At 62.5% G+C, this 22,565-nt stretch carries 20 protein-coding genes; 13 read left to right on the forward strand and 7 right to left on the reverse strand.

Annotated features, from left to right (window positions below; genetic code table 11):
* Nucleotides 1-35: 35 nt before the first annotated feature.
* Together mutL and NKI63_RS06155 are read right to left on the reverse strand one after the other, a co-directional pair.
* Nucleotides 36-1,886 (reverse strand): DNA mismatch repair endonuclease MutL, encoded by a 1,851-nt coding sequence (gene mutL, locus NKI63_RS06150; RefSeq protein WP_352690837.1) that lies wholly within the window; start codon nucleotides 1,884-1,886, stop codon nucleotides 36-38.
* 603 nt (nucleotides 1,887-2,489) lie between these two features.
* Nucleotides 2,490-3,392, reverse strand: coding sequence for a LysR family transcriptional regulator (locus tag NKI63_RS06155; protein ID WP_352751665.1), 903 nt, complete (start codon nucleotides 3,390-3,392; stop codon nucleotides 2,490-2,492).
* Between the two features lie 103 nt (nucleotides 3,393-3,495).
* Between NKI63_RS06155 and NKI63_RS06160 the strand changes: the two genes are divergently transcribed.
* Nucleotides 3,496-4,485 carry a zinc-dependent alcohol dehydrogenase family protein gene (locus NKI63_RS06160; RefSeq protein ID WP_352509568.1) on the forward strand — a complete coding sequence of 330 codons (990 nt, stop codon included), beginning with the start codon at nucleotides 3,496-3,498 and terminating at the stop codon, nucleotides 4,483-4,485.
* A gap of 17 nt (nucleotides 4,486-4,502) precedes the next feature.
* Here the strand turns inward: NKI63_RS06160 and NKI63_RS06165 are convergent, their stop codons facing one another.
* On the reverse strand, nucleotides 4,503-5,405 hold the full coding sequence (locus tag NKI63_RS06165) for a LysR substrate-binding domain-containing protein (RefSeq protein ID WP_352509569.1): 903 nt from the start codon (nucleotides 5,403-5,405) through the stop codon (nucleotides 4,503-4,505).
* A 91-nt stretch (nucleotides 5,406-5,496) separates the two neighbouring features.
* On the opposite strand from NKI63_RS06165, the gene NKI63_RS06170 reads away from it, so the two are divergent.
* The 6 genes from NKI63_RS06170 (at nucleotide 5,497) to NKI63_RS06195 (ending at nucleotide 11,977) form a co-directional block, all read left to right on the forward strand.
* Nucleotides 5,497-7,047, forward strand: coding sequence for a trimethylamine methyltransferase family protein (locus NKI63_RS06170; RefSeq protein WP_352690781.1), 1,551 nt, complete (start codon nucleotides 5,497-5,499; stop codon nucleotides 7,045-7,047).
* Between the two features lie 41 nt (nucleotides 7,048-7,088).
* A complete protein-coding gene (locus NKI63_RS06175; protein WP_352690786.1) occupies nucleotides 7,089-8,738 on the forward strand; it encodes an ABC transporter substrate-binding protein in 1,650 nt (549 codons plus the stop codon).
* A gap of 105 nt (nucleotides 8,739-8,843) precedes the next feature.
* Nucleotides 8,844-9,323, forward strand: a complete 480-nt coding sequence (locus NKI63_RS06180) for a DUF3828 domain-containing protein (RefSeq protein WP_352690791.1) — start codon at nucleotides 8,844-8,846, stop codon at nucleotides 9,321-9,323.
* A 4-nt stretch (nucleotides 9,324-9,327) separates the two neighbouring features.
* Nucleotides 9,328-9,885, forward strand: coding sequence for a hypothetical protein (locus NKI63_RS06185; protein WP_352690796.1), 558 nt, complete (start codon nucleotides 9,328-9,330; stop codon nucleotides 9,883-9,885).
* Between the two features lie 11 nt (nucleotides 9,886-9,896).
* Nucleotides 9,897-11,081, forward strand: coding sequence for a mandelate racemase/muconate lactonizing enzyme family protein (locus tag NKI63_RS06190; RefSeq protein ID WP_352820747.1), 1,185 nt, complete (start codon nucleotides 9,897-9,899; stop codon nucleotides 11,079-11,081).
* A 23-nt stretch (nucleotides 11,082-11,104) separates the two neighbouring features.
* On the forward strand, nucleotides 11,105-11,977 hold the full coding sequence (locus NKI63_RS06195; RefSeq protein WP_352690805.1) for an alpha/beta hydrolase: 873 nt from the start codon (nucleotides 11,105-11,107) through the stop codon (nucleotides 11,975-11,977).
* A gap of 14 nt (nucleotides 11,978-11,991) precedes the next feature.
* On the opposite strand, the gene queF is transcribed toward NKI63_RS06195, so the two are convergent.
* Entirely contained in the window at nucleotides 11,992-12,453 is a 462-nt protein-coding gene (gene queF / locus NKI63_RS06200; RefSeq protein WP_023674394.1) for a preQ(1) synthase, read from the reverse strand.
* 114 nt (nucleotides 12,454-12,567) lie between these two features.
* Between queF and NKI63_RS06205 the strand changes: the two genes are divergently transcribed.
* The gene (locus tag NKI63_RS06205) at nucleotides 12,568-14,613 is read left to right on the forward strand and encodes an oxidoreductase (protein WP_352751661.1); all 2,046 of its coding nucleotides are present in this window, start codon (nucleotides 12,568-12,570) and stop codon (nucleotides 14,611-14,613) included.
* Between the two features lie 139 nt (nucleotides 14,614-14,752).
* On the opposite strand, the gene NKI63_RS06210 is transcribed toward NKI63_RS06205, so the two are convergent.
* Nucleotides 14,753-15,160 (reverse strand): hypothetical protein, encoded by a 408-nt coding sequence (locus tag NKI63_RS06210; protein WP_352509581.1) that lies wholly within the window; start codon nucleotides 15,158-15,160, stop codon nucleotides 14,753-14,755.
* A gap of 117 nt (nucleotides 15,161-15,277) precedes the next feature.
* Here NKI63_RS06210 and NKI63_RS06215 point away from each other — a divergent pair, with 117 nt between their 5' ends.
* Both NKI63_RS06215 and NKI63_RS06220 read left to right on the forward strand, forming a co-directional pair.
* Nucleotides 15,278-15,706 carry a MarR family winged helix-turn-helix transcriptional regulator gene (locus tag NKI63_RS06215; RefSeq protein ID WP_352509583.1) on the forward strand — a complete coding sequence of 143 codons (429 nt, stop codon included), beginning with the start codon at nucleotides 15,278-15,280 and terminating at the stop codon, nucleotides 15,704-15,706.
* 21 nt (nucleotides 15,707-15,727) lie between these two features.
* Complete coding sequence (locus NKI63_RS06220; RefSeq protein ID WP_352509585.1) at nucleotides 15,728-15,970, forward strand: type II toxin-antitoxin system Phd/YefM family antitoxin; 243 nt, start codon at nucleotides 15,728-15,730, stop codon at nucleotides 15,968-15,970.
* A gap of 5 nt (nucleotides 15,971-15,975) precedes the next feature.
* Here the strand turns inward: NKI63_RS06220 and NKI63_RS06225 are convergent, their stop codons facing one another.
* Nucleotides 15,976-18,045 carry a putative bifunctional diguanylate cyclase/phosphodiesterase gene (locus NKI63_RS06225; protein WP_352820750.1) on the reverse strand — a complete coding sequence of 690 codons (2,070 nt, stop codon included), beginning with the start codon at nucleotides 18,043-18,045 and terminating at the stop codon, nucleotides 15,976-15,978.
* A gap of 264 nt (nucleotides 18,046-18,309) precedes the next feature.
* Here NKI63_RS06225 and NKI63_RS06230 point away from each other — a divergent pair, with 264 nt between their 5' ends.
* Both NKI63_RS06230 and tdh read left to right on the forward strand, forming a co-directional pair.
* Nucleotides 18,310-19,497: a glycine C-acetyltransferase gene (locus NKI63_RS06230; protein ID WP_352509587.1), complete on the forward strand. Its 1,188-nt coding sequence runs from the start codon at nucleotides 18,310-18,312 to the stop codon at nucleotides 19,495-19,497.
* A gap of 53 nt (nucleotides 19,498-19,550) precedes the next feature.
* Nucleotides 19,551-20,585: an L-threonine 3-dehydrogenase gene (tdh, locus tag NKI63_RS06235; RefSeq protein WP_352509588.1), complete on the forward strand. Its 1,035-nt coding sequence runs from the start codon at nucleotides 19,551-19,553 to the stop codon at nucleotides 20,583-20,585.
* Nucleotides 20,586-20,652: 67 nt separating this feature from the next.
* Here the strand turns inward: tdh and NKI63_RS06240 are convergent, their stop codons facing one another.
* Complete coding sequence (locus tag NKI63_RS06240; protein ID WP_352509589.1) at nucleotides 20,653-21,090, reverse strand: MarR family winged helix-turn-helix transcriptional regulator; 438 nt, start codon at nucleotides 21,088-21,090, stop codon at nucleotides 20,653-20,655.
* Between the two features lie 154 nt (nucleotides 21,091-21,244).
* Here NKI63_RS06240 and hmgA point away from each other — a divergent pair, with 154 nt between their 5' ends.
* Entirely contained in the window at nucleotides 21,245-22,558 is a 1,314-nt protein-coding gene (gene hmgA, locus NKI63_RS06245) for a homogentisate 1,2-dioxygenase (protein WP_352509591.1), read from the forward strand.
* Nucleotides 22,559-22,565: the final 7 nt, after the last annotated feature.

The raw sequence follows: 22,565 nt of genomic DNA on the forward strand, positions 1-22,565 counted from the left end.
GCGAGTTATAGACAGCGCCAGCGCGAGCGACCTTCTCACCGCCTCCCAAACAGCCTCTCAATATCCGCGAGCTTGAGCTCGATATAGGTCGGGCGGCCGTGGTTGCAGGTGCCGGAGCCCGGCGTCGCCTCCATCTGGCGTAGCAGCGCATTCATCTCTTCGGGCTTGAGCAGCCGGCCGGAGCGCACCGAGCCGTGGCAGGCCATGGTCGCGGCTATTTTGTCCAGCCGCCCTTTCAGCGTGTCGACCGTATCGTTGTCGGCGATCTCGTCGGCGAGGTCGCGCACCAGCTGCTGGACGTTGGTCTCACCAAGCATCGACGGCGTCTCGCGCACCGCGACGGCACCGGGGCCGAAGCGCTCGATGCCAAGGCCGAAGCGGGCCAGCGTCTCGGAGTGTATGGCGAGCCGTTCGGCGTCTTCCTCTGACAGATCGACGATCTCGGGCAGCAGCAACATCTGTGACGGCACCGCGCGTGAGTGCAGCGCATTTTTCAAGGCCTCATAGACCAGCCGCTCATGCGCCGCATGCTGGTCGACGATGACGAGCGAATCCCTGGTCTGGGCGACGATGTAGTTCTCATGCACTTGTGCGCGCGCCGCGCCCAATGCCGTGCCGAGCAGCGTCTCTGCCGCCTGGTCCTGTCCGGCGCGCGCGTCGGCACTGTGCGGCGGCCCGGCATCGAACGCCGCCTGCTCGTCCTCGCCAAAGCCGCCGCCCATATCGAGCGGCCGCTGCGGCGAACGGGCCGGATCGAACCCGGCAAAGCCTGAGGCCCGATAGGCGGCCTCGTAGCTGCGATGGCCGTTGGCCGGCCCGCCATGCGCATAGGATGCCGCGCCGGGCCGGAACGCTGCCATCATGCCGGCTGCCCCCGTGGTGGCGGCGCGGATGCCGGCATTGGCCAGCGCTTCGCGGATGGCGCCGACGATCAGCCCGCGCACCAGCCCCGGGTCGCGGAAGCGCACGTCTGCCTTGGCCGGGTGGACGTTGACGTCGACGATCGCCGGATCGAGCGTCAGGAACAGCACGGTGGCGGCATGGCGGTCGCGCGGCAGCACGTCGGCGAAGGCGCCGCGAATGGCGCCGGCGATCAATTTGTCACGCACCGGGCGGCCGTTGACATAGGCGTATTGCTGTAGCGCGTTGGCGCGGGTGAAAGAGGGGACCGAGACATGGCCGGCGAGATGCACGCCGTCCCGCATCGCGTCGATGGCGATCGCATTGTCCGGAAAGTCGGCGCCCATCACTTGTGCCACCCGGCGCAGCCGGCCTTCCGGGCTGTCGTCGGTCGCCGGCAGTTCCAGCGTCGAGCGGTCCGGGCCGGCCAGGGTGAAGCGCACGGCGGGGAAGGCGATGGCGATGCGCTTGACCACGTCGCCGATGGCCGAGCTTTCGGCGCGCTCGCCCTTCATGAATTTGAGCCGCGCCGGCGTGGCGAAGAACAGGTCGCGCACCTCGACCGTGGTGCCGCGATTGGCAGCCGCCGGCCTGACGGCGGAGACGCGGCCGCCGTCGATGCCGATCTCGGCGGCGTTTTCACTGGACGCGGTGCGCGAGCGGATCGACAGCCGCGCCACCGAGCCGATCGAGGGCAAGGCCTCGCCGCGAAAGCCGAGTGAGCGGATGTCGTGAATGTCGTCGGCGAGCTTGGAGGTGCAATGGCGCGCGATCGCCAGCGCCAGTTCCTTTTCCGGAATGCCCGAGCCGTCATCGCTGACGCGGATCAGGTTCAGCCCGCCGCCGGCGGTGACGATCTCGACTCTGGTAGCGCCGGCATCGAGCGCGTTCTCGACCAGTTCCTTGACCACGCTTGCCGGACGCTCGATGACTTCGCCGGCGGCGATCTGGTTGATCATCGTTTCGGAAAGCTGGCGGATGGGCATGGCAGCACTATAGGCGGATTCGTGGCCGATGCGGGAGGGGGAGAATAGCGTTGATTGTTGCAAGGCAGGGAGACTGCTCCGTTGCGCTCCGTCCCACCCCCCTCTGGCCTGCCGGCCATCTCCCCCGCAAGGGGGGAGATCGGATGTCGCCTCGGCCTCCGCCAGTCTCCAATGTCTCAAAGGTTGGCGGGACGCATGAACCGCCAATCTCCCCCCTTGCGGGGGAGATGGCCGGCAGGCCAGAGGGGGGTGCTGTCCCGCCACGATGTAGAGATAGGAATATTGTTGAAGTGAATGGGCTTGGCCCCCAATTGACTTAGTGGATTTAGTCGGGCGAAGGCCAAAATCTGAAGCGAATGGCCGTTGGAGGCGACATTTGGACGTCATCCTAGATTACTTAATGGTAAAGTTCGCTCGATGGATACAGCGTCGAAAGAGTCGTATTGCAAGAGTAATTTTGTTCACTATTTGGACAATTATTTCAATATCGCTAACAGTTGTTCTGGTTTACCTCCTGTATATTCGAAATCTTACCATATAGATTATTGTTCAATCGTCGGGTCGTTCTCGAGGAAATCCGCGCAGCTGACCGCGAGCGTGCCTTCAACTCATGAGCTTGGGCAGCGCTGCCGCCAGTGCATCGACGGCAAGGCGGACTTTCATCGGCAGATGAGGCGTCTGCAACCAAAGGGCATGAACGTCGTAGAGAAACCGGGATTGTTCCGCCAATAGCAGGACAAGCGCGCCCGCCTGGATGCGCCGGCGAACCAGCCAGTACGGCAGCCAGGCGAGCCCCATGCCGGCGGCCGCGGCATCGGCGATGGCATCGAGATCGTCGAGCCGCAATCTGCTGACGGGCCGGATCTCCATCGCGGGCTGGCCGTTGCGCGGAAACAGCCACGGCTGAACGGCGCGCCCGGAACGGCGGTAGATGATCGCGTGATGGCGGCCCAGGTCATCTATTTCCTGCGGCTGGCCGTGGCGGTCGAGATAGGACGGCGACGCGCAGACGACCATGTGCTGGCGCGCGATGCGACGCGCCATTACCCCGGCCTGGTCCTCCAGGTCGCCCGTTCTAATGGCAAGATCGCAGCCGTCCTCGGCGAGGTCGGCGAGGGCGTCGCTGAACGACAGGTCAAGTTCCAGCGCCGGATATTGCTGCGCAAGCCCGAACAGGATCGGGGCAACGCAGCGCCGGCCGAAATGCACCGGCATGAGCACGCGCAGCTTTCCGCGCGGTTCGGCAAGCTGGTCGGCGGCGAGTGCATCCGCGGCCTCCGCTTCGGCAAGCACCAGCCGGCAGCGTTCGTAATAGGCGCGCCCGAAATCCGTCAGGCTTTGGCGGCGCGTGGTCCGGTTGATGAGGCGCACGCTCAGGCGCTCCTCGAGAAACCGGACATGCTTGCCGACCATCGGCCCGGACAGATCGAGAGCGGCCGCCGCGGCCGCGAACGAGCCCAGATCGACGGCTTTGACGAACACGGCCATGCTCGTAAGGCGATCCATATTCAAAACCTATAGTTTCTGCTGATCTACTCAAGCGGCTATTTATCCGCCTGATCGCCGCTGGCATAGGTGATTCAGTTCAAATATTTTGGAGTTGTGACCGATGACGCGTGTCGTTCGTTTTCATGAGCTTGGTGGTCCCGAGGTTCTGCGCATCGAGAATGTCGACATGCCTGCGCCCGGGCGAGGCGAGGTCCAGATCCGTGTCAAGGCGTTGGGTCTCAACCGGGCCGAGGCGCTGCTCCGTTCAGGCAGATATATCCAGACTGCGCCGTTGCCTTCCGGTCTTGGGCTTGAGGCCGCTGGCCTCGTCGAGATGGTGGGCGAAGGCGTGAGCGGTTTTGCGCCGGGCGATGCCGTCAGCATCGTGCCGCCATTGTCGATGGTCCGCTGGCCTGCCTATGGTGAGATTGCCACATACCCCGCCGAGCTCGTCGTCAAGCACCCGCCGGCGCTGAGCTGGGAAGAGGCCGCCGCCGCGTGGATGCAATATCTCACGGCCTATGGTGCGCTGATCGACATTGCCAAACTTGGCAGGGAGGACGTTGTCGTCATCACCGCGGCATCGAGCAGCGTCGGACTTGCGGCGACCCAGATTGCCAACCTGATTGGCGCGACCCCGATCGCGGTCACACGGACGTCCGCCAAGAAGCGGGCTTTGGTTGCGTTCGGCGCGGCCCACGTCATCGCTTCGGCAGAGGAGGATCTGGAAGCCAGGCTGAAGCAAATCGCCGGCCCGGACGGCGTGCGCGTGGTGTTCGACGCCGTCGGCGGTCCGATTTTCGAGCCTCTGACGGCAGCGATGGCACCGGGTGGCATTCTCATCGAATATGGCGGATTGAGCCTCGACCGGACACCCTTTCCGCTACCTGCAGTGCTGGCGAAGACACTGACGCTGCGCGGTTATCTCATGCATGAGATCGTGCGCGATCCGGTCCGGCTGCAGGCCGCCAAGGCGTTCATCCTTGACGGACTAAGCTCGGGTTCGCTGAAGCCGGCAATCGCCAGAACCTTTCCGTTCGACCAGATCGTCGAGGCGCATCGTTATCTAGAAGCGAACGAACAATTCGGCAAGATCGTCGTGACGGTTTGACCGGGCATTTATCGGCATCACGCCTGCGCTGCCAGCCAGTCCCGCACCTTGCGGGCGTTGTCGCTGAGCTCGCGGTTCCTCGACCAGATGACATGAAAGCCCTTGCCGGTCGTCATCGCGTGGCCGGTGACGCGCACCAGCAGCCCTGATGCCAGCAGCCGCTCGGCGAGGTGACCCCAGCCGAGCGCGATGCCTTGCCCTTCCATGACTGCCTGGATCACCAGCGCATAGTCGTTGATGCGCAAGCCACGTCCGGCATCGGCGATGTCGACACCGGCCGAGGCGAACCACTCGTCCCAGCTCGCGGCCTCGCGAAACGGCTCTTCGAGATGGATGAGGCGGTGCGATTGAAGGTCCGCGACACGCTCCGGCAGCCCGAACCGGGCCACATAACTCGCGCCGGCAACGGGGAATATCACTTCATCGGCCAGCGGCAGCGAATGATAATCCGGCCATTCCCTGGGCTCGCCGCCGCGGACGCCGAGCGGGATGTCCTCGGCGATGATGTCGAGATCGCGGTCGGCGGTCTGGATGCGCAGGTCGATGCCCGGTAATTCGTCGCGAAACTGCTGCAGGCGCGGCATCATCCAGAATGAGGCGAAGGCCGTCGAGGCGGCGAGCGTCACATGCGCGCCGACGGCGATCTGGCGCAGATCCTCCGCCGACTTGCGGATGTGCGACAGGCCGAGCGAGACGTCGGCATGGAAGCGGTCGCCGGCCTCTGTAAGGCTGACTTGCCGATGGCGGCGCTGGAAGAGTTTGGCGCCGAGCTGTTCTTCGAGCCCGCGGATCGCATAGGAGACGGCAGCCTGCGTCATGCCGAGCTCCCGTCCGGCGGCGGTAAAGCTCGACAGCCGCCCGGCGGCCTCAAAAACGATCAGGCTGCCCGCCGACGGCAGCAGGTGGCGCAAGCTTCGCATAAGCTGACCTTATACAAGAGATCAGGATTTTCCAGCGTCACAGCTGCATTTTGTCTGGCTAGATTGGTCGAGACAGGAAGATGGAGCCTCCATGAACGCACCGGCCGTTGAAGTGAGCGAACATACCAATCGTCGCGCGGGTGGCCGCCTGGGGCGCAAGGCGCTGCGAGGCGCACCCGTTGCGTCATTTCCGACCCTGGTCCGCAAGATTCCGGTGTATCAGATGGTTCCGGACGAGGCGGTGGAGCTGATCCACCAGGAATCGCTCTCGATCCTCGAAGAGGTGGGATGCGAGTTCCGCGACGACGAGGCGATCGCACTGTGGAAGGCGGCGGGCGCCGATGTCTCGGAGACAAGGGTCCGCATCGACCGCGCCCTGCTGATGGAGCTCATCTCGAAGGTCCCGTCGGAATTTACGCTCAATGCGAGGAATCCCCAGCGTTCCGTACGTGTGGGTGGCAACAACTCCATCTTCGTGCCGATGTATGGGGCGCCATACGTGCGCGACCTCGACAACAACAGGCGCTACGGCACACTCGCCGACCTCAACAATTTCCACAAGCTCGCCTACATGGCGCCGGCGCTGCACTCGTCGAGCTCGATCATCTGCGAGCCGATGGAAATTCCAGTGCCGAAACGTCACCTCCACATCATCCATTCGGCGCTGAAGCACTCCGACAAGCCGTTCATGGGTATCGTGACGTCCAGGGATCGAGCCGAAGACACGATGGCGATGGCGGGCATCGTGTTCGGCAAGGACTATGTCCGCGACAACCCGGTCCTGGTGGCGATCACCAACTGCAATTCGCCGCTGGTCTGGGATGCCACCATGCTGGACGCGATGAAAGTCTATGCGCGCCACAACCAGCCGCTGATTCTCGCGCCCTTCGCCCTTTGCGGCGCCTCGACTTCGGCCTCTGCCGTCGGTGCGGTCGCGCAGGTCAACGCCGAAGCGCTGGCGGGCGTCGCGTTCACACAGCTGTTGCGTCCGGGTTCGCCGCAGATCTACGGACAGTTCATGGTGACGGTCGACATGAAGACCGGCGCTCCCATGGGCGGCACGCCGGAGGCGGCCCAGATGATGTATCTCATGGGCGCGCTGGCGCGGAAGTATCGGCTGCCGTGGCGCACGTCCGGTTTCCATGTCGGCTCGAAGCTGAACGACGCCCAGGCGGGCTACGAGGCGAACATGCTGATGCATGCCGCCATCCTTGCCGGCGCCAACTACATCTGGCACTCCGCCGGTTGGCTCGAGGCCGGCCTGACCTGCGGCTATTCGAAATTTGCCACCGACTGCGAGCAGCTTGTCGGCTGGTACAAATATGCTGGCGGGTTGCCATTCGACGATTTCAAGGAGGCTATGGCGGCTATCCGCGAGGTCGGACCGCAGGGCCATTTCCTCGGCACCCAGCACACGCTCGAACATTTCGAGTCCGCCTTCTTCATACCGAGCATCATGGACTTCAATTCGTTCGAACAGTGGAAGGCGGAAGGAGCAAAGGACCACGACACCCGCGGCCGCGAGAAAGCGCGCAACATGCTCGCCGATTACGAGGAGCCGAAGCTCGACGAGGGCATCGCCGATGGTCTCAAAGATTTGATTGCGCGGCGCGAGGAGAAACTGCCGGACAGCGTTAGTTGATAACGGGCGAAGACCCGATGGGAACCATAACGGAGGAAAAAATGACACTCTTCAGAAGCAACGGTGATCGCGTACCGAGCGCCATCGAAGCGATGGCCAGCGAGGCTCGTGCAGGTCGTGTCGACCGGCGCGAGTTTCTGGCGCTGGCAAGCGCCTTCGGCGCATCGACGGCCTTTGCCTACGGCATGATCGGCCTTGCCGTCCCGCAGCGGGCTTTGGCTGAAGAGCCGAAGAAAGGCGGCACGCTCCACGTTTCGATGTCGGTGAAGGCACAAAAGGATCCGCGCACCTACGACTGGGTGGAACTCGCGAACATTTCACGCTGCTGGCTGGAGCCGCTTGTCCGCTACACCCGCCAGTTCACTTTCGAGCCGGTTCTGCTCGAAAGTTGGGAGGTCAACGACGACGCCACCGAATATGTGCTGCATGTTCGCAAGGGCATCGCCTGGAACAACGGCGATGCTTTTAGTGCCGAAGATGTGGTCTACAATCTGACGCGCTGGTGCGAGAAGGCTGCCGCCGGCAATTCGATGGCCGCGCGCGTCGGTGCGCTGATTGATGCAAAGACCGGCAAGGCCAGGGAAGGAGCGATCACCAAGGTCGACGACAACACGGTGAAGCTGAAGCTGAACGAACCGGACATCTCGCTGATCCCGAACTTCACCGACTATCCGGCGCTGGTGGTCCATCGCAACTTCGACGCCGACGGCGCCAATCCGATCGAGAAGCCGATTGGCACCGGGCCGTTCGAACTGGTGTCTTATGCGGTCGGCCAGAAAGCGGTCGTCAAACGTCGTGAGACTGGCAAATGGTGGGGTGGTGAAGCGCTTCTCGACGGCGTCGAATTCATCGACTACGGAACCGATTTCAACGCCTCGATAAATGCATTCGACTCCGGCGAAATCGATCTCAACTTCGAGACGCCTGCCGACTTCATTGACATCCTCGACAAGATGGGGCTGGTGAAATCGGAGGTCGCGACAGCGACCACGCTCGTTGCCCGCACCAACATCACGCACAAACCCTACGATGACAAGCGGGTCCGCAACGCCCTCCAGATGGCCGTCGACAACAATGCGGTGCTCGAACTTGGCTATGCCGGGCGAGGCACCGTGGGTGAAAATCACCACGTCAGCCCGATTCATCCGGAATACTACGCGCTGCCCAAGAAGACACGCGACGCCGCGGGCGCCAAGAAGCTGATGGCGGAGGCCGGGCGGGCCGACTTCGAGCATGAACTGATCACCGTCGAGGACGATTGGCAAAAGAACACCGGCGACGCGATTGCCGGCCAGTTGCGCGATGCCGGGATCAAAGTGAAACGCACGGTGCTGCCGGGTTCGACCTTCTGGAACGACTGGACGAAATATCCTTATTCCATGACCATCTGGTACATGCGCCCGCTTGGCGTCCAGGTGTTGGCGCTCGGCTATCGCACCGGCGAGGCCTGGAACGAAACCGGCTACTCGAACCCTGATTTTGACGCCAAGCTCAAGCAGGCTCTCTCGCTCATCGACGTCGAGAAGCGCCGCGAGGTCATGAAGGACATCGAGCAGATCCTGCAGGATTCGGGCGTCATCATTCAGCCGTTTTGGCAGAAGCTGTTCAGCCACATGAACGAGAAGGTGAAGAACTACGGTGTCCACCAAACCTTCGAGATGGATCTCCAGAACGTCTGGCTGAACGCCTGAGTTGCCAGCAAAGGACGCGTTGCAGGATTTCATGGACCGCAAGAAAGCCGACGGGCAAGATGCGTGGTACTGATAGCTTCCGTCAGTGAACAATCGGGGACACGCATGAAACTGCCACTTTTTGTTGCCGCGCTTTCGATGGCCTTGCCGGCGGCCGCGTTTGCCGGCCCCGCTGCCAACGCCGTGAAGTTCTTCTATGTCCCGTCGGTCAAATTCGAGGCCGATGCACAATATCGCGACCGCTTCACCGCGCCAGTGACGAAACTGTTCGAACTGAACGACAATGCGGCAAAGAACCATCCGGATGAAGTTCCCTGCATCGACTTCGCCCCTGGTCTCGATGCGCAGGACTATGACGAAAAGACCGTGGCCAAGACGCTGACGCTGGCCGAAACGCTGGATGGCGACAGCGCCGAGGTGACGGCGACCTTCAACCTTTTTCCGGAAGGGGATGATTCCAAACGCGAAATGGTCTGGTCGTTGAAGAAGATCCACGGCCAGTGGAAGGTCGCCGACATCACCTCGAAGACCAGCGGCTGGACGCTGAGTGCGCTCGAATGCCTGGCCGGGCAGTCGCCGGAGTGATGCCGTGCTCCGCTGCCATTCCTGGCTTTTGGCGACTGCGTGCCTGCTGACCGGATTGAGCAGCGCCGCCGCTCAGGGCCTGTTCGGCGCGCCGCCCGCAAACGCTCCGGCCGACAGTGCGGCACCTCCGCCGGCAGTGTTGCCGCCGCCAGAAAACGCGCCGGCCACACCCGTGCAGCCGGGCTCGCCGACCGCGGTGGTGAAGCCGTTCTACGAGCATGCCGGGCTCGAGGTCGATCCGGCTCAGCGGGGCCATTTCACCGACCCGGCAAAGTCGGTGCTCGACAAGAGCGACGCGCTGCGGAAGTCGGGGCAGGGCGAATGCCTCGATCCCAACATGGCGCTCGACAATTCCGAATACGACAAGGCGGAGATCGACAAAAGCCTGAAGACCATCGAAGCGATCAAGGGCGACGAGGCCAAGGTCGTCGTCGCCTTCGTCGTCGCCGGCAACCCGCACCGGCTGGAGTGGAAATTCAGGAAAGTCGATGGCGACTGGAAGATATCGGACCTTCTCTCGGTGACCGGCGAATGGGCGCTAAGCCAATACCAGTGTGAGTGAGAACGGAACCGATGAAGATCACCAACATCCGCGTCACCCACGTCAACGTCCCGCTCGATGCTCCGTTCTGGTGGACGGCTGGTCTCTACGGCGGCGCCTCGAAATCGATCATCGAGGTCGAGACGGACGAAGGCGTGGTCGGACTGGGCGAGGCGCCATGGTGGCATTTCGGCGAGGTGATCAAGGCCGAGATCGCGCCGGCGCTGATTGGCGCCGATCCGCTCGACATCGCCGACTGCGAGGCGCGCAGTGTGCCGCCCTGGCAGATCACCGCCAACACCGGCGAGAACGCAGCCACGGTGGCGTTCGGCGCCGTCGACCTGGCGCTGTGGGATATAAGAGGCAAGGTCTTCGGTATGCCGCTCTATAAGCTGCTCGGCGGCGCGGTGCGCAAGGACATTCCGTTTTCGGAATATTTCGCCTTTCGCCCCGCTCAAGGCGGAGCCGGCGGCGAGATGACCGCCGAAGCGATCGTCGACTACTGTCTCGGCATGCGAGAACAGCACGGCTCGACGATCTTCGAGGGCAAGCTGATCATGGGCGATCCCGAGCTCGAGATCAGGACAGTGCGCATGCTGCGCGAGGCGCTTGGCGACAAGGCGCAGATCAAACTCGATTCCAACATGCAGTGGTCGCTAACCACAGCGCGCTGGGTACTGCGCGAGATCGAGCCGTTCAACATCCGCAATTACGAGGATCCGGTCGCGACCTTCGAGGAGATGGCGGCGCTGCGCCAGCATTCGCGCATTCCGTTCTCCACGCACATCCCGGATCTCAGGCGGGCAGTCGCGCTCGGTGCGCCGGATTACTTCGTCTGCAATTTCGCAGCACTCGGCGGATTGTCGAAAACTCTGAAATTCATCGCCGCCTGTGAGGCGATGGGCAAGGGGTTCTGGTGCTATTCGAACGATCTCGGCATCATGACATCGGCTTATTTGCACGTCGTGGCGGCGACACCGTGGATCACCGAAGCATCGCAGTCGCTGTTTCGCTGGCAGATCGGCGATGTCATCAAGGACGGCCCATTCCGGCAGACCGGCAATACGGTGCGCGTGCCGGAGGGGCATGGCCTGGGCGTCGAACTCGATCCGGCTTCGATGAAGCGCTGGGCGGGCCACTTCGCCGAACACGGGCCGATGGGCCATTTCAGCGACCCGAATAATCCCAGCCGCTACCGGCGGCTGCCGCTCAACTGATGCGAAGTGCACGTGACCGATCGATGAGAAGAGGTCCTGTCGTGGTTGCTTTATTCGCGGCGGTTTGCGTCCTGGCCTGCGCTGTCAGCTGGGAGGCAGGAAGCCGCGCGGTGGCCCGCGTGCCTCGGCAAAGCTTCACGCTGCCTGTGGGGTTACCGGTGGAGCGCAGCGTTCTGAAGCAGGAGGGCGCGCCCGACCTTGCCGGTTGGGTGGCGGATCGGCAGGACAGTTGCGGAACAATCGTGCTGTTACACGGACGCGGTTCAAACAAGCTGGCCATGGTTCCAAGAGCGAACCTGCTTTTCGAAAGCGGCTACTCGATCGTGCTGTTCGATCTGTCGGGACATGGCGAAAGCGGCGGCGATATCAGAGGCTTTGGTTACATCGAACGGCAGGACGCCAGTCGCATCCTCGCCTTTGCGCGGCAACGCTTCGCTGGTCGCAAGGTGGCGGCCATCGGTTCGTCGCTCGGTGCGGCTGCTTTTGTGTTTGGCGCTCAGCAGGAGCATGCCGATGCCTATGTCCTGGAGCAGCTCTACGCGACTTTGCTGGAAACCACGGCGTTGCGAGCGCCCTTGCCTATATTGCGCGACGTACAGGCGACCGTCCTCTTGGCGCAGATGCAGCTCCGCCTTGGCTTCGGGGTAGAGGATGTCAGGCCGGTCGATCGCATCGGCACGATTGATCGGCCGATCTTGCTGCTAGCAGGCAATTCGGATCCGTTTGTCGCTCGCAGCCAGACACTGGCGTTGAAAGATGCGGCGGGCGCTCACGCAAAGCTGGTGTGGTTCGACGGCGCGCCGCATGTCGATCTCTATCGCTATGACCAACAGCGGTACCGCGACGCGGTGATGCCTTTCCTGGAGACCAACCTGTGCCGGACCGGGATCAGATGAGCCGCTCCGTCCGATTAGCCGCGCCCGCGATAGGGGGCGACGCCGGTGTCGGGCAGCCACACACCTTCCGGCGGTGCGCCGGTTTGCCAGAACACGTCGATCGGAATGCCGCCCCGCGGATACCAATAGCCGCCGATGCGCAACCACAATGGCTTTGTCGCGGCGATGATACGGCGACCGATCATGACGGTGCATTCTTCATGGAAGGCGCCGTGGTTGCGAAACGAGGTCATGAACAGCTTGAGCGACTTCGATTCCACCAGCAGCGCATCGGGTGCGTAGTCGATGACGATATGGGCGAAGTCCGGCTGGCCGGTGACCGGGCAGAGCGAGGTGAATTCCGGGCAGGTGAAGCGAACGATGGCCGGCGGGCCGTCGCCGCGCGAAAACGGCACGGTTTCCAGGACGGCCGCTTCAGGGCTCTGTGGCGCCTCGACGTTGGTGCCGAGCTGGGTGAGGTTTTTCGTATCGGTCATGAGCAGGTTCCTTGCTGCATGTCGCCCAAAACTGCGCAGCGATTTTGGGACAGCGACATGCGTAAAAACAAAAATTTGCCGCTCATTAGCACAATTTGAAACAGCAGGAAGACGATGACTAGCAACGACCCGCTCCTCCAGCCCTATCAGCTCAAGCATCTGACGCTGAAGAACCGGGTGATGTCGACCAGCCATGAGCCGGCCTATTCAGAGGACGGCATGCCGAAGGAGCGGTACCGGCTCTACCATGCCGAAAAGGCCAAGGGCGGCATGGCGCTGACCATGACCGCCGGTTCGGCGATCGTCTCGCGCGACAGCCCGGCCGCTTTTGGCAATCTGCATGTCTATGACGACCGCATCGTGCCTTGGCTCGCCGAGCTGACCGACGCCTGCCACGAGCATGATTGCAAGGTGATGATCCAGATCACCCATCTCGGCCGCCGTACCGGCTGGAACAAGGCCGACTGGCTGCCGGTGCTGTCGGCCTCGCCGGTGCGCGAACCGGCGCATCGCGCCTTCCCCAAGACCATCGAGGACTGGGACATCGAGCGCATCGTCGCCGACTACGCGGCGGCCGCCCAGCGCTGCCAGGCTGCCGGCCTCGACGGCATCGAATTCGAGGCCTACGGCCATCTGATGGACGGTTTCTGGTCGCCGGCCACCAACCAGCGCGACGATGATTTCGGCGGCTCGCTCGACAACCGCTTGCGCTTCACCGGCATGGTGCTCGACGCGGTGCGGGCGGCGGTCGGCCAAAAATTCGTCGTCGGCATCCGCATGGTCGCCGACGAGGATTTCGAGAAAGGCCTGTCGAAACAGGAGGGCGTCGAAATCGCCAGGCGGCTGGCCGGATCCGGCAAGGTCGATTTCCTCAACATCATCCGTGGCTCGATCGAGACCGATGCCGCGCTGACCAAGGTCATCCCGGTGACCGGCATGCGCTCGTCACCACACCTCGACTTCGCAGGGGAGGTGAGAGCGGCGACGAAATTCCCGACCTTCCATGCGGCGCGGATTTCCGACGTCGCCACCGCGCGCCACGCCATCGCCACTGGCAAGCTCGACATGGTCGGCATGACGCGTGCCCACATTGCCGACCCGCATATCGTCAAAAAAGTGATGGAGGGCCGCGAGCACGAGATCCGCCCTTGCGTCGGCGCCACCTATTGCCTCGACCGCATCTATGAGGGCGGTGAGGCACTGTGCATCCACAATGCGGCGACGGGCCGCGAGGCGTCGATACCGCATACTATTCCGAAAACCGAGGGACCGAAGCGGAAGGTGGTCGTCGTCGGCGCCGGCGCCGGCGGACTGGAGGCGGCGCGCGTCGCCGCCGAACGTGGGCACCAGGTGACGGTGCTGGAAGCATCGAGCCAGGCCGGCGGCCAGGTGCGGCTGGCAACGCAGAACCCGCGCCGCAAGGAATTGATCGGCATCATCGACTGGCGTCTGGCCGAACTCGACCGGCTCCGTGTCGAGATCCGCTACGATACCTGGGCGGAGAAGGACGACGTGCTGGCGCTGTCGCCCGACGTGGTGGTGATCGCCACCGGCGGGCTGCCGCAGAACCCGCCTCTGACGGCGGGCGACGATCTCGTCACTTCGAGCTGGGACATCATGGCCGGCAGCGTCAAGCCGGCCGAGAATGTGCTGCTCTATGACGACAATGGCGGCCATCAGGGCATGGGTGCTGCCGAACTGATCGCCAATAGCGGCGCCAAGCTGGAGCTGGTCTCACCGGAACGCTTCTTCGCCCCGGAAATGGGCGGGATGAACCATGTGCCCTACATGCGCGCCTTTCAGGAAAAGGGTGTCACGGTGACCATCAACACACGGCTGCGTTCTGTGCGGCGCGAGGGCAACCAGCTGATCGCCGAGCTCGCCTCCGACTTCGCCTATGGCTGGCGCGGCGAGCGGCGGGTCGACCAGGTGGTGGTCGAGCATGGCACGCTGCCGCTCGACGATCTCTATCTGGCGCTGAAGCCGCTGTCGAAGAACGCCGGCGCGATCGATTACGAAAAACTGGTCAATGGCGGCGACATCTTCCCCGTGCGCAATCCGCAAAGTGGCTTCGTGCTCTTCCGCATCGGCGACGCAGTTGCCTCGCGTAACATCCATGCCGCAATCTATGACGGCATCAGGTTCGGCTTGCGGATCTGAGGAATATTTTGGATTATTGGTGGCGCGCAGCCGAACCTCCGTACGGAGAGCCACCACGGTACTTTGGTCCGGGCTGCGCGCCGCGCACGCCGCCGGCCATCGCCGGGCACCGTACGATCTTGCGATTGCGGCAGGACGTTCAAAACATCCTGGCGGTGGCCATGCAGAACACGGTGATGACCAGCAGGCCGCCGGCGATGCGTTCGCCTTTTGTCATCTTGGCGCGCAACTGGGTTTGCTTCGCCGCATCGGCGCCGGCCAACTGCCTGCTGGCGGAACCCACCAGTGCGCCCTGAACCCCGCCGGCAATCAAGGCAGTCAAGATGCCGAGCGCCAACACCCTCTCCATCGAGCCGAAAGAGCCGTTGTGGAAGAAATACCACAGCAGCAAGCCTGTGAGGAAAACCACGCCGGCCGCGCCCATTTGCGGCCGGAAGAAACGTTCCGCCCTGATCTCCGGTTCGCGGGCAACCGCGATGGTGGTGCCGGCCCAGAACACACCCGCCATGACGTGAAGGCCGAGGACGATGATGTAGACATATTGCATGACCGCATTTCCTATCTTGCCCACCGCTAGGCATATTGATAGATATCAAATGATTAGATGTCAACGCATAAGCTCGAGCCGGTTCCATCGGCTTTGCCCTTGTTCTAGTGTCGGATCATGACGCCCTTTCACCGCCCGCCGATCGGGATGAATCTCGCCCGCACCGCCAAGCTGGTCGCGCAGGCTTTCGACGCTGCCTTGGTCGAAGCCGGCGGCACGCTGCCGGTCTGGGTCACTTTGCTGTCGGTCAAGTCGCGGGAGCTGGCCAACCAACGCGAGCTCGCCGGCATGATCGGCATTCGGGGCGCAACGCTGACCCACCATCTCAACGCCATGGAGACGCAGGGCCTGCTGATGCGCCGCCGCGATCCCGAGAACCGCCGGGTTCACCAGGTGGAGCTGACCCAGGCCGGAGAGGCGTTGTTCCTGAAATTGCGCACGGCCGCGTTAGCCTTCGACAAACGGCTGCGGAAAGGGCTGTCCGACGACAGGCTGGCGGAGTTTGCACAGGTGCTGGCTGCGCTGCGGGCCAATGTCGAGAGCTAGAAATTAGGCTAGGAAGACGCCATGCGCGAAATTTCGCTGAAGGATGCCAGGGCTAAACTCTCGGCGGTGCTCGATCAGGTCATCGCGGGAGAACCGGCCGTCATCACCCGGCGTGGCCGCAAGCAGGCGGTCATTCTGTCGTTCCAGGACTATGAAAAGCTGGCGCGTGTGCCCAGCTTTGGACAATTGCTGGCAGCATTTCCCGGTAATGAGGATGACCTTCCGCCTCGGCCCATCAGGTCGGTTCGCAAGGCCGAACCATGACGGATCTACGCCCGGCTGCCCTGCAGCACTGTCAGCCTGGCCTTTTTCGGCGTCCGTGCCACCAGCCATTCACGCACCCTGTCCGGCGGCATCGGGAAAGCGATGGAATAGCCTTGCACCTGGTCGCAGCCGATCGCCATCAGCGAGTCGAGCTCGGCTTCGGTTTCGGGGCCCTCGGCGACGATCGAGATGCCGAGACCGCGGGCGAGCTCGGTCAGGGCACGCACGATCTTGTTGTTGCCGCTGTTCTCGTTGATGTTCTGGACGAAGCGGCGGTCGATCTTCAGCCGGTCGATCTCGTTTGGATTGACATGGCTGAGCGATGCGTAGCCGGTGCCGAAATCATCGAGCTCAAGATGGATGCCGGCGGCGCGGATGTGCCGCAGCTTTGCCGCGATACCGGTCTTCTCGTCGTCGAGAATGACGGATTCGACGATCTCCAGCGATAGTTTGTGCGCGGGCAGGCCGGTCCTTTCCAGCGTCCCGAACAGGAAGACTTCGAAATCTGTCTCGCGCAGCTCCGAACCGGACACGTTGACGGCGATCCGGCCGAAGCCGATGCCTGCGCGGTTCCATTCGGCTGCTTCGTTGATCGCCTTGGCAATGACGATGCGGCCAATCTCGGACATCAAGCCGCATTTTTCCGCGATTGAAATGAACTCGCCCGGCGCGATCATGCCGCGTTCGGCATGCCTCCAGCGAGCCAAAGCTTCGATGCCACTGATGGTGCCGTCCGACAGCGACACCTGCGGCTGGAAATAGACTTCGAACGCCTTCTCCGAGATGGCGACCCTGATGTCGAGCTCGAGCTGCTTTCGGTTGTCGAGTTCGCGCCTCAGCTCATCGGAGAAGAACGACAAACTGCCGCCGCCCTGCTTCTTGGCGGAATACAACGCCAGATCGGCATGGACGAGCAGATCCTGCGCATTGTCGGCGTCGACAGGATAGACCGCAATCCCCGCACTTACGCCCGGATGGATCGTCGTGCCTCGGAATATGACCGGTTCATTGAGTTTGGCCAGCATGCGTCTGGCGACGATATCGATGTCCTCGGTGCTGCCGTCGTTGAGGACGACGACGAATTCATCGCCTCCGAGACGCACGTTGAGATCCGACGTACGGCACGAACCACGCATGCGTTGCGCAGCCGTCACCAGCACATAATCGCCGGCGGCGTGGCCGAACGTGTCGTTGATCTGCTTGAACCGGTCGAGATCGAACTGCACCACGGCAACCCGTTCACGCCGTCGCTGCGCGGCATTGATCAACGTATCGAAATGCTCGGTCAGGAAGGTGCGGTTGTGCAGGCCGGTCAGCCCGTCATGCACGGCAATAAAGGCCATGGAATTGCGCGCATCGACCAGCTCACGCGTCCTGCGCAGGATGGCGTTCGACATCGGCCTGAAAATGAAAAGCGCCACCAGCACGATGACGCCCATGGTCGAGTAGAACAATGTGCGGTTAAGCTCGAGAAGTGTTTCGGATCGGCGGTCTGCAAAGGCGCTGATGCGCTGGCCAAGTGCGGCATAGCCCGACAATGTTGCGTTGGCAACGGAAGCGTTCAGGTTGACGCGCTCCTCTCCGCCCTTGTAGCCACCATTGCCGGCCATGTTGAGCCGCGATTCGAATGACGAGATCAGGCGTTCGCCGTTGGCGATAAGCCCGACCGAGAAATAGTCGAGATGGAACGGCTTGGCGAAAAGCACGCTCTCGATCGATTTGGGATCGAACCTTGCCGGCGACGCCGGATCGGCGGCGGTCCGCTCGAGCAGCAGATCGTAGTTCTTCTCGAACTCTACCGTCGCTTGCTTGAGCGCGCTGATCAGGGCCGGCTGCTGGTCGCGTGAGGCGGTACCGGTCGCGCCGGCAAGGAAGACGATGCGTTGCGACAGGGCTTTTTGTGTGCTGACCACATCGAGCAGCGCCTGGTTGTGTTGCTGGGCCGCCATCATCTGTTGCAGCAGGATGAAGGAGGCCACGACCATGGCGGCGATGATCAGCAGAGCCAGCCAGTAGCCCGATTTGATGAGGAGTATGAGCCTGCCTGAAACGGCGTGCACCGGCTGCTGCGACATTTTCTGAGTCGGCCCTCTCGCCAACGAATTCTTGTGCGACAACCTTTGGCTTCAAAGTGTTAACAGGTTAGGACAGCAACAGGCCGACAGCGGCGACCGTGGCGGGAAATCCGCAAAGTGGTTATTGCAATCTTTCGCAGCACCTCCGCATTTGAACATCGCGGCCTCTGCCGTGCCATTGCCGCCACCGAAGCGGTCGCTTTTGCGATGGATTTTTCGTCCGCGCGGCGCGACAGTCCTCATCGATCTCAACAGGGCCTGATCATGACCGCAGCATTCCTCTCCCACATCGACAGCGAGCTTGAAGGGCTGAAATCGGCAGGTCTCTATAAATCCGAGCGGGTGATAACCTCGACCCAATCGGCCGAGATCGAGGTGGACGGCGAGAAGGTGCTGAATTTCTGCGCCAATAATTATCTCGGCCTCGCCGACAGCGCCGAACTGCGCGAGGCGGCCAAGCAGGCGCTCGATCGTTACGGCTATGGCATGGCGTCGGTGCGCTTCATCTGCGGCACACAGGAGGAACACAAGCAGCTCGAGGCGACCATTTCTGATTTCCTCGGCATGGAGGACACTATCCTCTATGGCTCCTGCTTCGACGCCAATGGCGGCCTGTTCGAGACGCTGCTCGGCGAAGAGGATGCGGTCATCTCCGATGCGCTGAACCACGCCTCGATCATCGACGGGGTACGGCTGTCGAAGGCAAAGCGCTTCCGCTATGCCAACAACGACATGGCCGATCTCGAAGCGCGGCTGAAAGAGGCGCGCGATTGTCGGTTCCGGCTGATCGCCACCGACGGCGTCTTCTCGATGGACGGCATCATCGCCAATCTTCGGGGCGTGTGCGATCTCGCCGAGAAATACGATGCGATGGTCATGGTCGACGACAGCCACGCGGTCGGCTTCGTCGGCAAGAACGGTCGCGGCTCGGCCGAGCATTGCGGCGTCGAGGGCAGGGTGGACATCATCACCGGTACGCTCGGCAAGGCGCTTGGCGGCGCTTCCGGGGGCTACACCTCTGGTAAGAGGCAGGTGGTCGACTGGCTGCGCCAGCGCTCGCGTCCTTACCTCTTCTCAAACACACTGATGCCGGCGATCGCGGGCGCCTCGATCCGGGTGTTCGAGCTGATTCGCAATGGCGATGCATTGCGTCAGCGCCTATATGCAAACGCAGCGCGGTTTCGCTCCGAGATGGGCAAGCTGGGCTTTACGCTGGCCGGCGCCGACCATCCGATCATCCCGGTGATGCTGGGCGACGCGACGCTGGCGCAGGAAATGGCCGCGCGCATGCTCAAGCGCGGCATCTATGTCATCGGCTTCTCCTTCCCGGTGGTGCCGAAGGGCCAGGCGCGCATCCGCACGCAGATGTCTGCCGCCCATTCCAGCGCCGACATTGACCGTGCGGTTGAGGCGTTCGCCGCAGTCGGTCGCGAACTCGGCGTGATTTCCTGAATGACCGGCAGTCGAAAAGCGATTCCGGATCAAGACCTTCAAGGGACTGCAGAATGTCGAACATGATGAAGGCGCTGGTGAAGGCCAAGGCCGAGCCGGGCATGTGGATGGAAGAGGTGCCGGTGCCGGAGATCGGCCCCAACGACGTGCTGATCAAGATCAGGAAGACCGCGATCTGCGGGACCGACGTCCACATCTACAATTGGGACCAGTGGGCGCAAAAGACCGTGCCGGTGCCGATGGTGACCGGGCATGAATTCGTTGGTACGGTCGCCGATTTCGGCGCGGCGGTGACCGAATACAAAGTCGGCCAGCGCGTTTCGGGCGAGGGTCACATCGTCTGCGGCCATTGCCGCAACTGCCGGGCGGGCAGGGGGCATCTTTGCCGCAACACGCTCGGCGTCGGCGTCAATCGCCCCGGCGCCTTCGGCGAATATCTGGCTATCCCGCAGCACAATGTCGTGCCGATCCCCGACGACGTGCCGGACGAGATCGCCGCGATCTTCGATCCCCTGGGCAATGCGGTTCACACCGCACTATCTTTCGACCTCGTCGGCGAGGACGTGCTGGTCACCGGCGCCGGGCCGATCGGCATCATGGGCGCATTGGTGGCGCAATGCGTCGGCGCGCGAAAAGTGGTCATCACCGACATCAACCCGGTGCGCCTGGCACTGGCAAAAAAGCTCGGCGTCCAGCATGTCGTTGACGCCTCGAAAGAAAAGCTGCGCGATATCATGCCGGCGCTCGGCATGACCGAGGGTTTTGACGTCGGTCTTGAAATGTCCGGTGCCGCACCGGCATTCCGCGACATGATCGATACCATGAACAATGGCGGCAAGATCGCCATTCTCGGCATCGCGCCGACCGGCTTCGAGATCGACTGGAACAAGGTCATCTTCAAGATGCTGCATCTGAAGGGCATCTACGGCCGCGAGATGTTCGAGACCTGGTACAAGATGATTGCGCTGGTGCAGGGTCCTCTCAATGTCAGCGGCCTGATCACCCACCGCATCGGCATCGACGACTATATTTTCGGCTTCGAAGCGATGAAGAGCGGCAATTCCGGCAAGGTGGTCATGGACTGGTGAAGGCCCGAAGGAACACGGTGCGAACTGAAAGCTGTTCCGCCAAGGTGCCTGTAATTCTGGCAGGAACCTAGCTTTTCCCCAATGCCGCCTCCAGTGCTGCCACTCCGCCGACAATGGCCACACGCTCGGCGGGGCTCAATCTTGCCAGCAATTCCCGTTCGAACTCCTTCGCCAGCGGCACCATCTCGCGATAGGCGGCAACGCCAGCCTTGGTCAGCGCCAGATGCTCGACACGGCGGTCTTTTTCGTCAGGCGTCCGGCTGAGCCAGCGGCGCCGTTCGAGCTCGGCGACCGCGCGCGAAATCTTGGTCTTGTGCATGGCCGATTGCTCGCCGAGCGCCGTCGCCGTCATGGTGCCGTGCTGTCCAAGCCCGGCCAGCGTGCGCCATTCGGGCCGGGTCAGTCCGTGACGGTCCTTGTATATCCTTGAGAATTCGCGGCTGACGGCATCGGCAAGCCGATAGAGCCGGTAAGGCAGGAAGGATTCCAGCTCAAGGATTTCCATGGTTGGCCCTGACTGGGGATGCTGGCGGCTCATGGCGAAATCACCGTTGATGGTTACATTTTCAATGGTTACAAATGAAACCGGTATGGTCAACCCGGAGCATCTTTGCGGATGCGCAAACGATGCTCCGAGACCATGAATTCGGGAGGGTTCCATGGCCTACTCCTACATGCCGGGTTTCGGCAATGACTTCGAAACCGAGACTTTGCCGGGCTCGCTGCCGCAAGGGCGAAACTCGCCGCAGCGGCCGGCCTACGGCCTCTATGCCGAGCAGCTTTCGGGCTCTCCTTTCACCGCGCCGCGCGGCACCAATGAGCGCTCCTGGCTTTATCGGATAAGGCCGAGCGTGAGGCACACCGGTCGCTTCAAAGCGGCGAATTATCCGCTTTGGAAAAGCGCGCCGAACGTCGGCGACCACCAGCTCGCACTCGGCCAGTATCGCTGGAGCCCGGTGCCGATGCCCAAGGAGCCGACCGATTTCATTGCCGGCATGCGCTCGATCACCACCGCCGGCGACGTGCTCGGCCAGACCGGCATGGCGGCACACGTCTACGTCGCCAACCGCTCGATGGTCGACGATCATTTCTTCAACGCCGACGGCGAGTTGCTGGTCGTGCCGCAGGTTGGAGCCTTGCGCTTCGTCACCGAGATGGGGGTCATCGAACTCAGGCCGGGCGAGATCGCCGTGCTGCCGCGTGGTCTGGTGTTCAAGGTCGAACTGGTGGATGCCGAAGTGCGCGGCTATGTCTGCGAGAATTACGGCGCCAAGCTGACGCTGCCGGATCGTGGCCCCATCGGCGCCAATTGCCTGGCCAATCCGCGCGATTTCAAGACGCCCTGTGCTTGGTTCGAGGACAAGGAGACACCGTGCCGGCTGATCGCGAAATGGTGTGGCCAGTTCCATGTCACCGAGATCGACCATTCGCCGCTGGATGTCGTGGCGTGGCACGGCAATTATTCGCCCTACAAATATGATCTTGCGACCTTCTCGCCGGTCGGCGCAATCCTGTTCGACCACCCCGATCCGTCGATCTTCACCGTGCTGACCGCGCCGAGCGGCGAGGAAGGCACCGCCAATATCGATTTCGTCATCTTCCCGCCGCGCTGGCTTGTGGCGGAAAACACTTTCCGGCCGCCCTGGTATCACCGCAACATCATGAGCGAGTTCATGGGCCTCATACATGGTCAGTACGATGCCAAGGAAGAGGGCTTCGTGCCCGGCGGCATCAGTCTGCACAACATGATGCTGGCTCACGGACCCGATGCGTCTGGCTTCGAAAAAGCCTCGCGCGCGGAGCTGAAACCGGTCAAGCTCGACAACACCATGGCCTTCATGTTCGAGACACGCTTTCCGCAGATGGTGACCCGCTATGGCGCCGAGCTCGAAACCCGGCAGGACAATTACATCGACTGCTGGGCCGGCCTGAAGAAGCGCTTCAACGGCACGCCCGAGGGCGACTGGTCTTGAGCGCCGT

It is taken from the genome of Mesorhizobium sp. M0410, from assembly GCF_040321435.1.
Classification (GTDB): Bacteria; Pseudomonadota; Alphaproteobacteria; order Rhizobiales; family Rhizobiaceae; genus Mesorhizobium.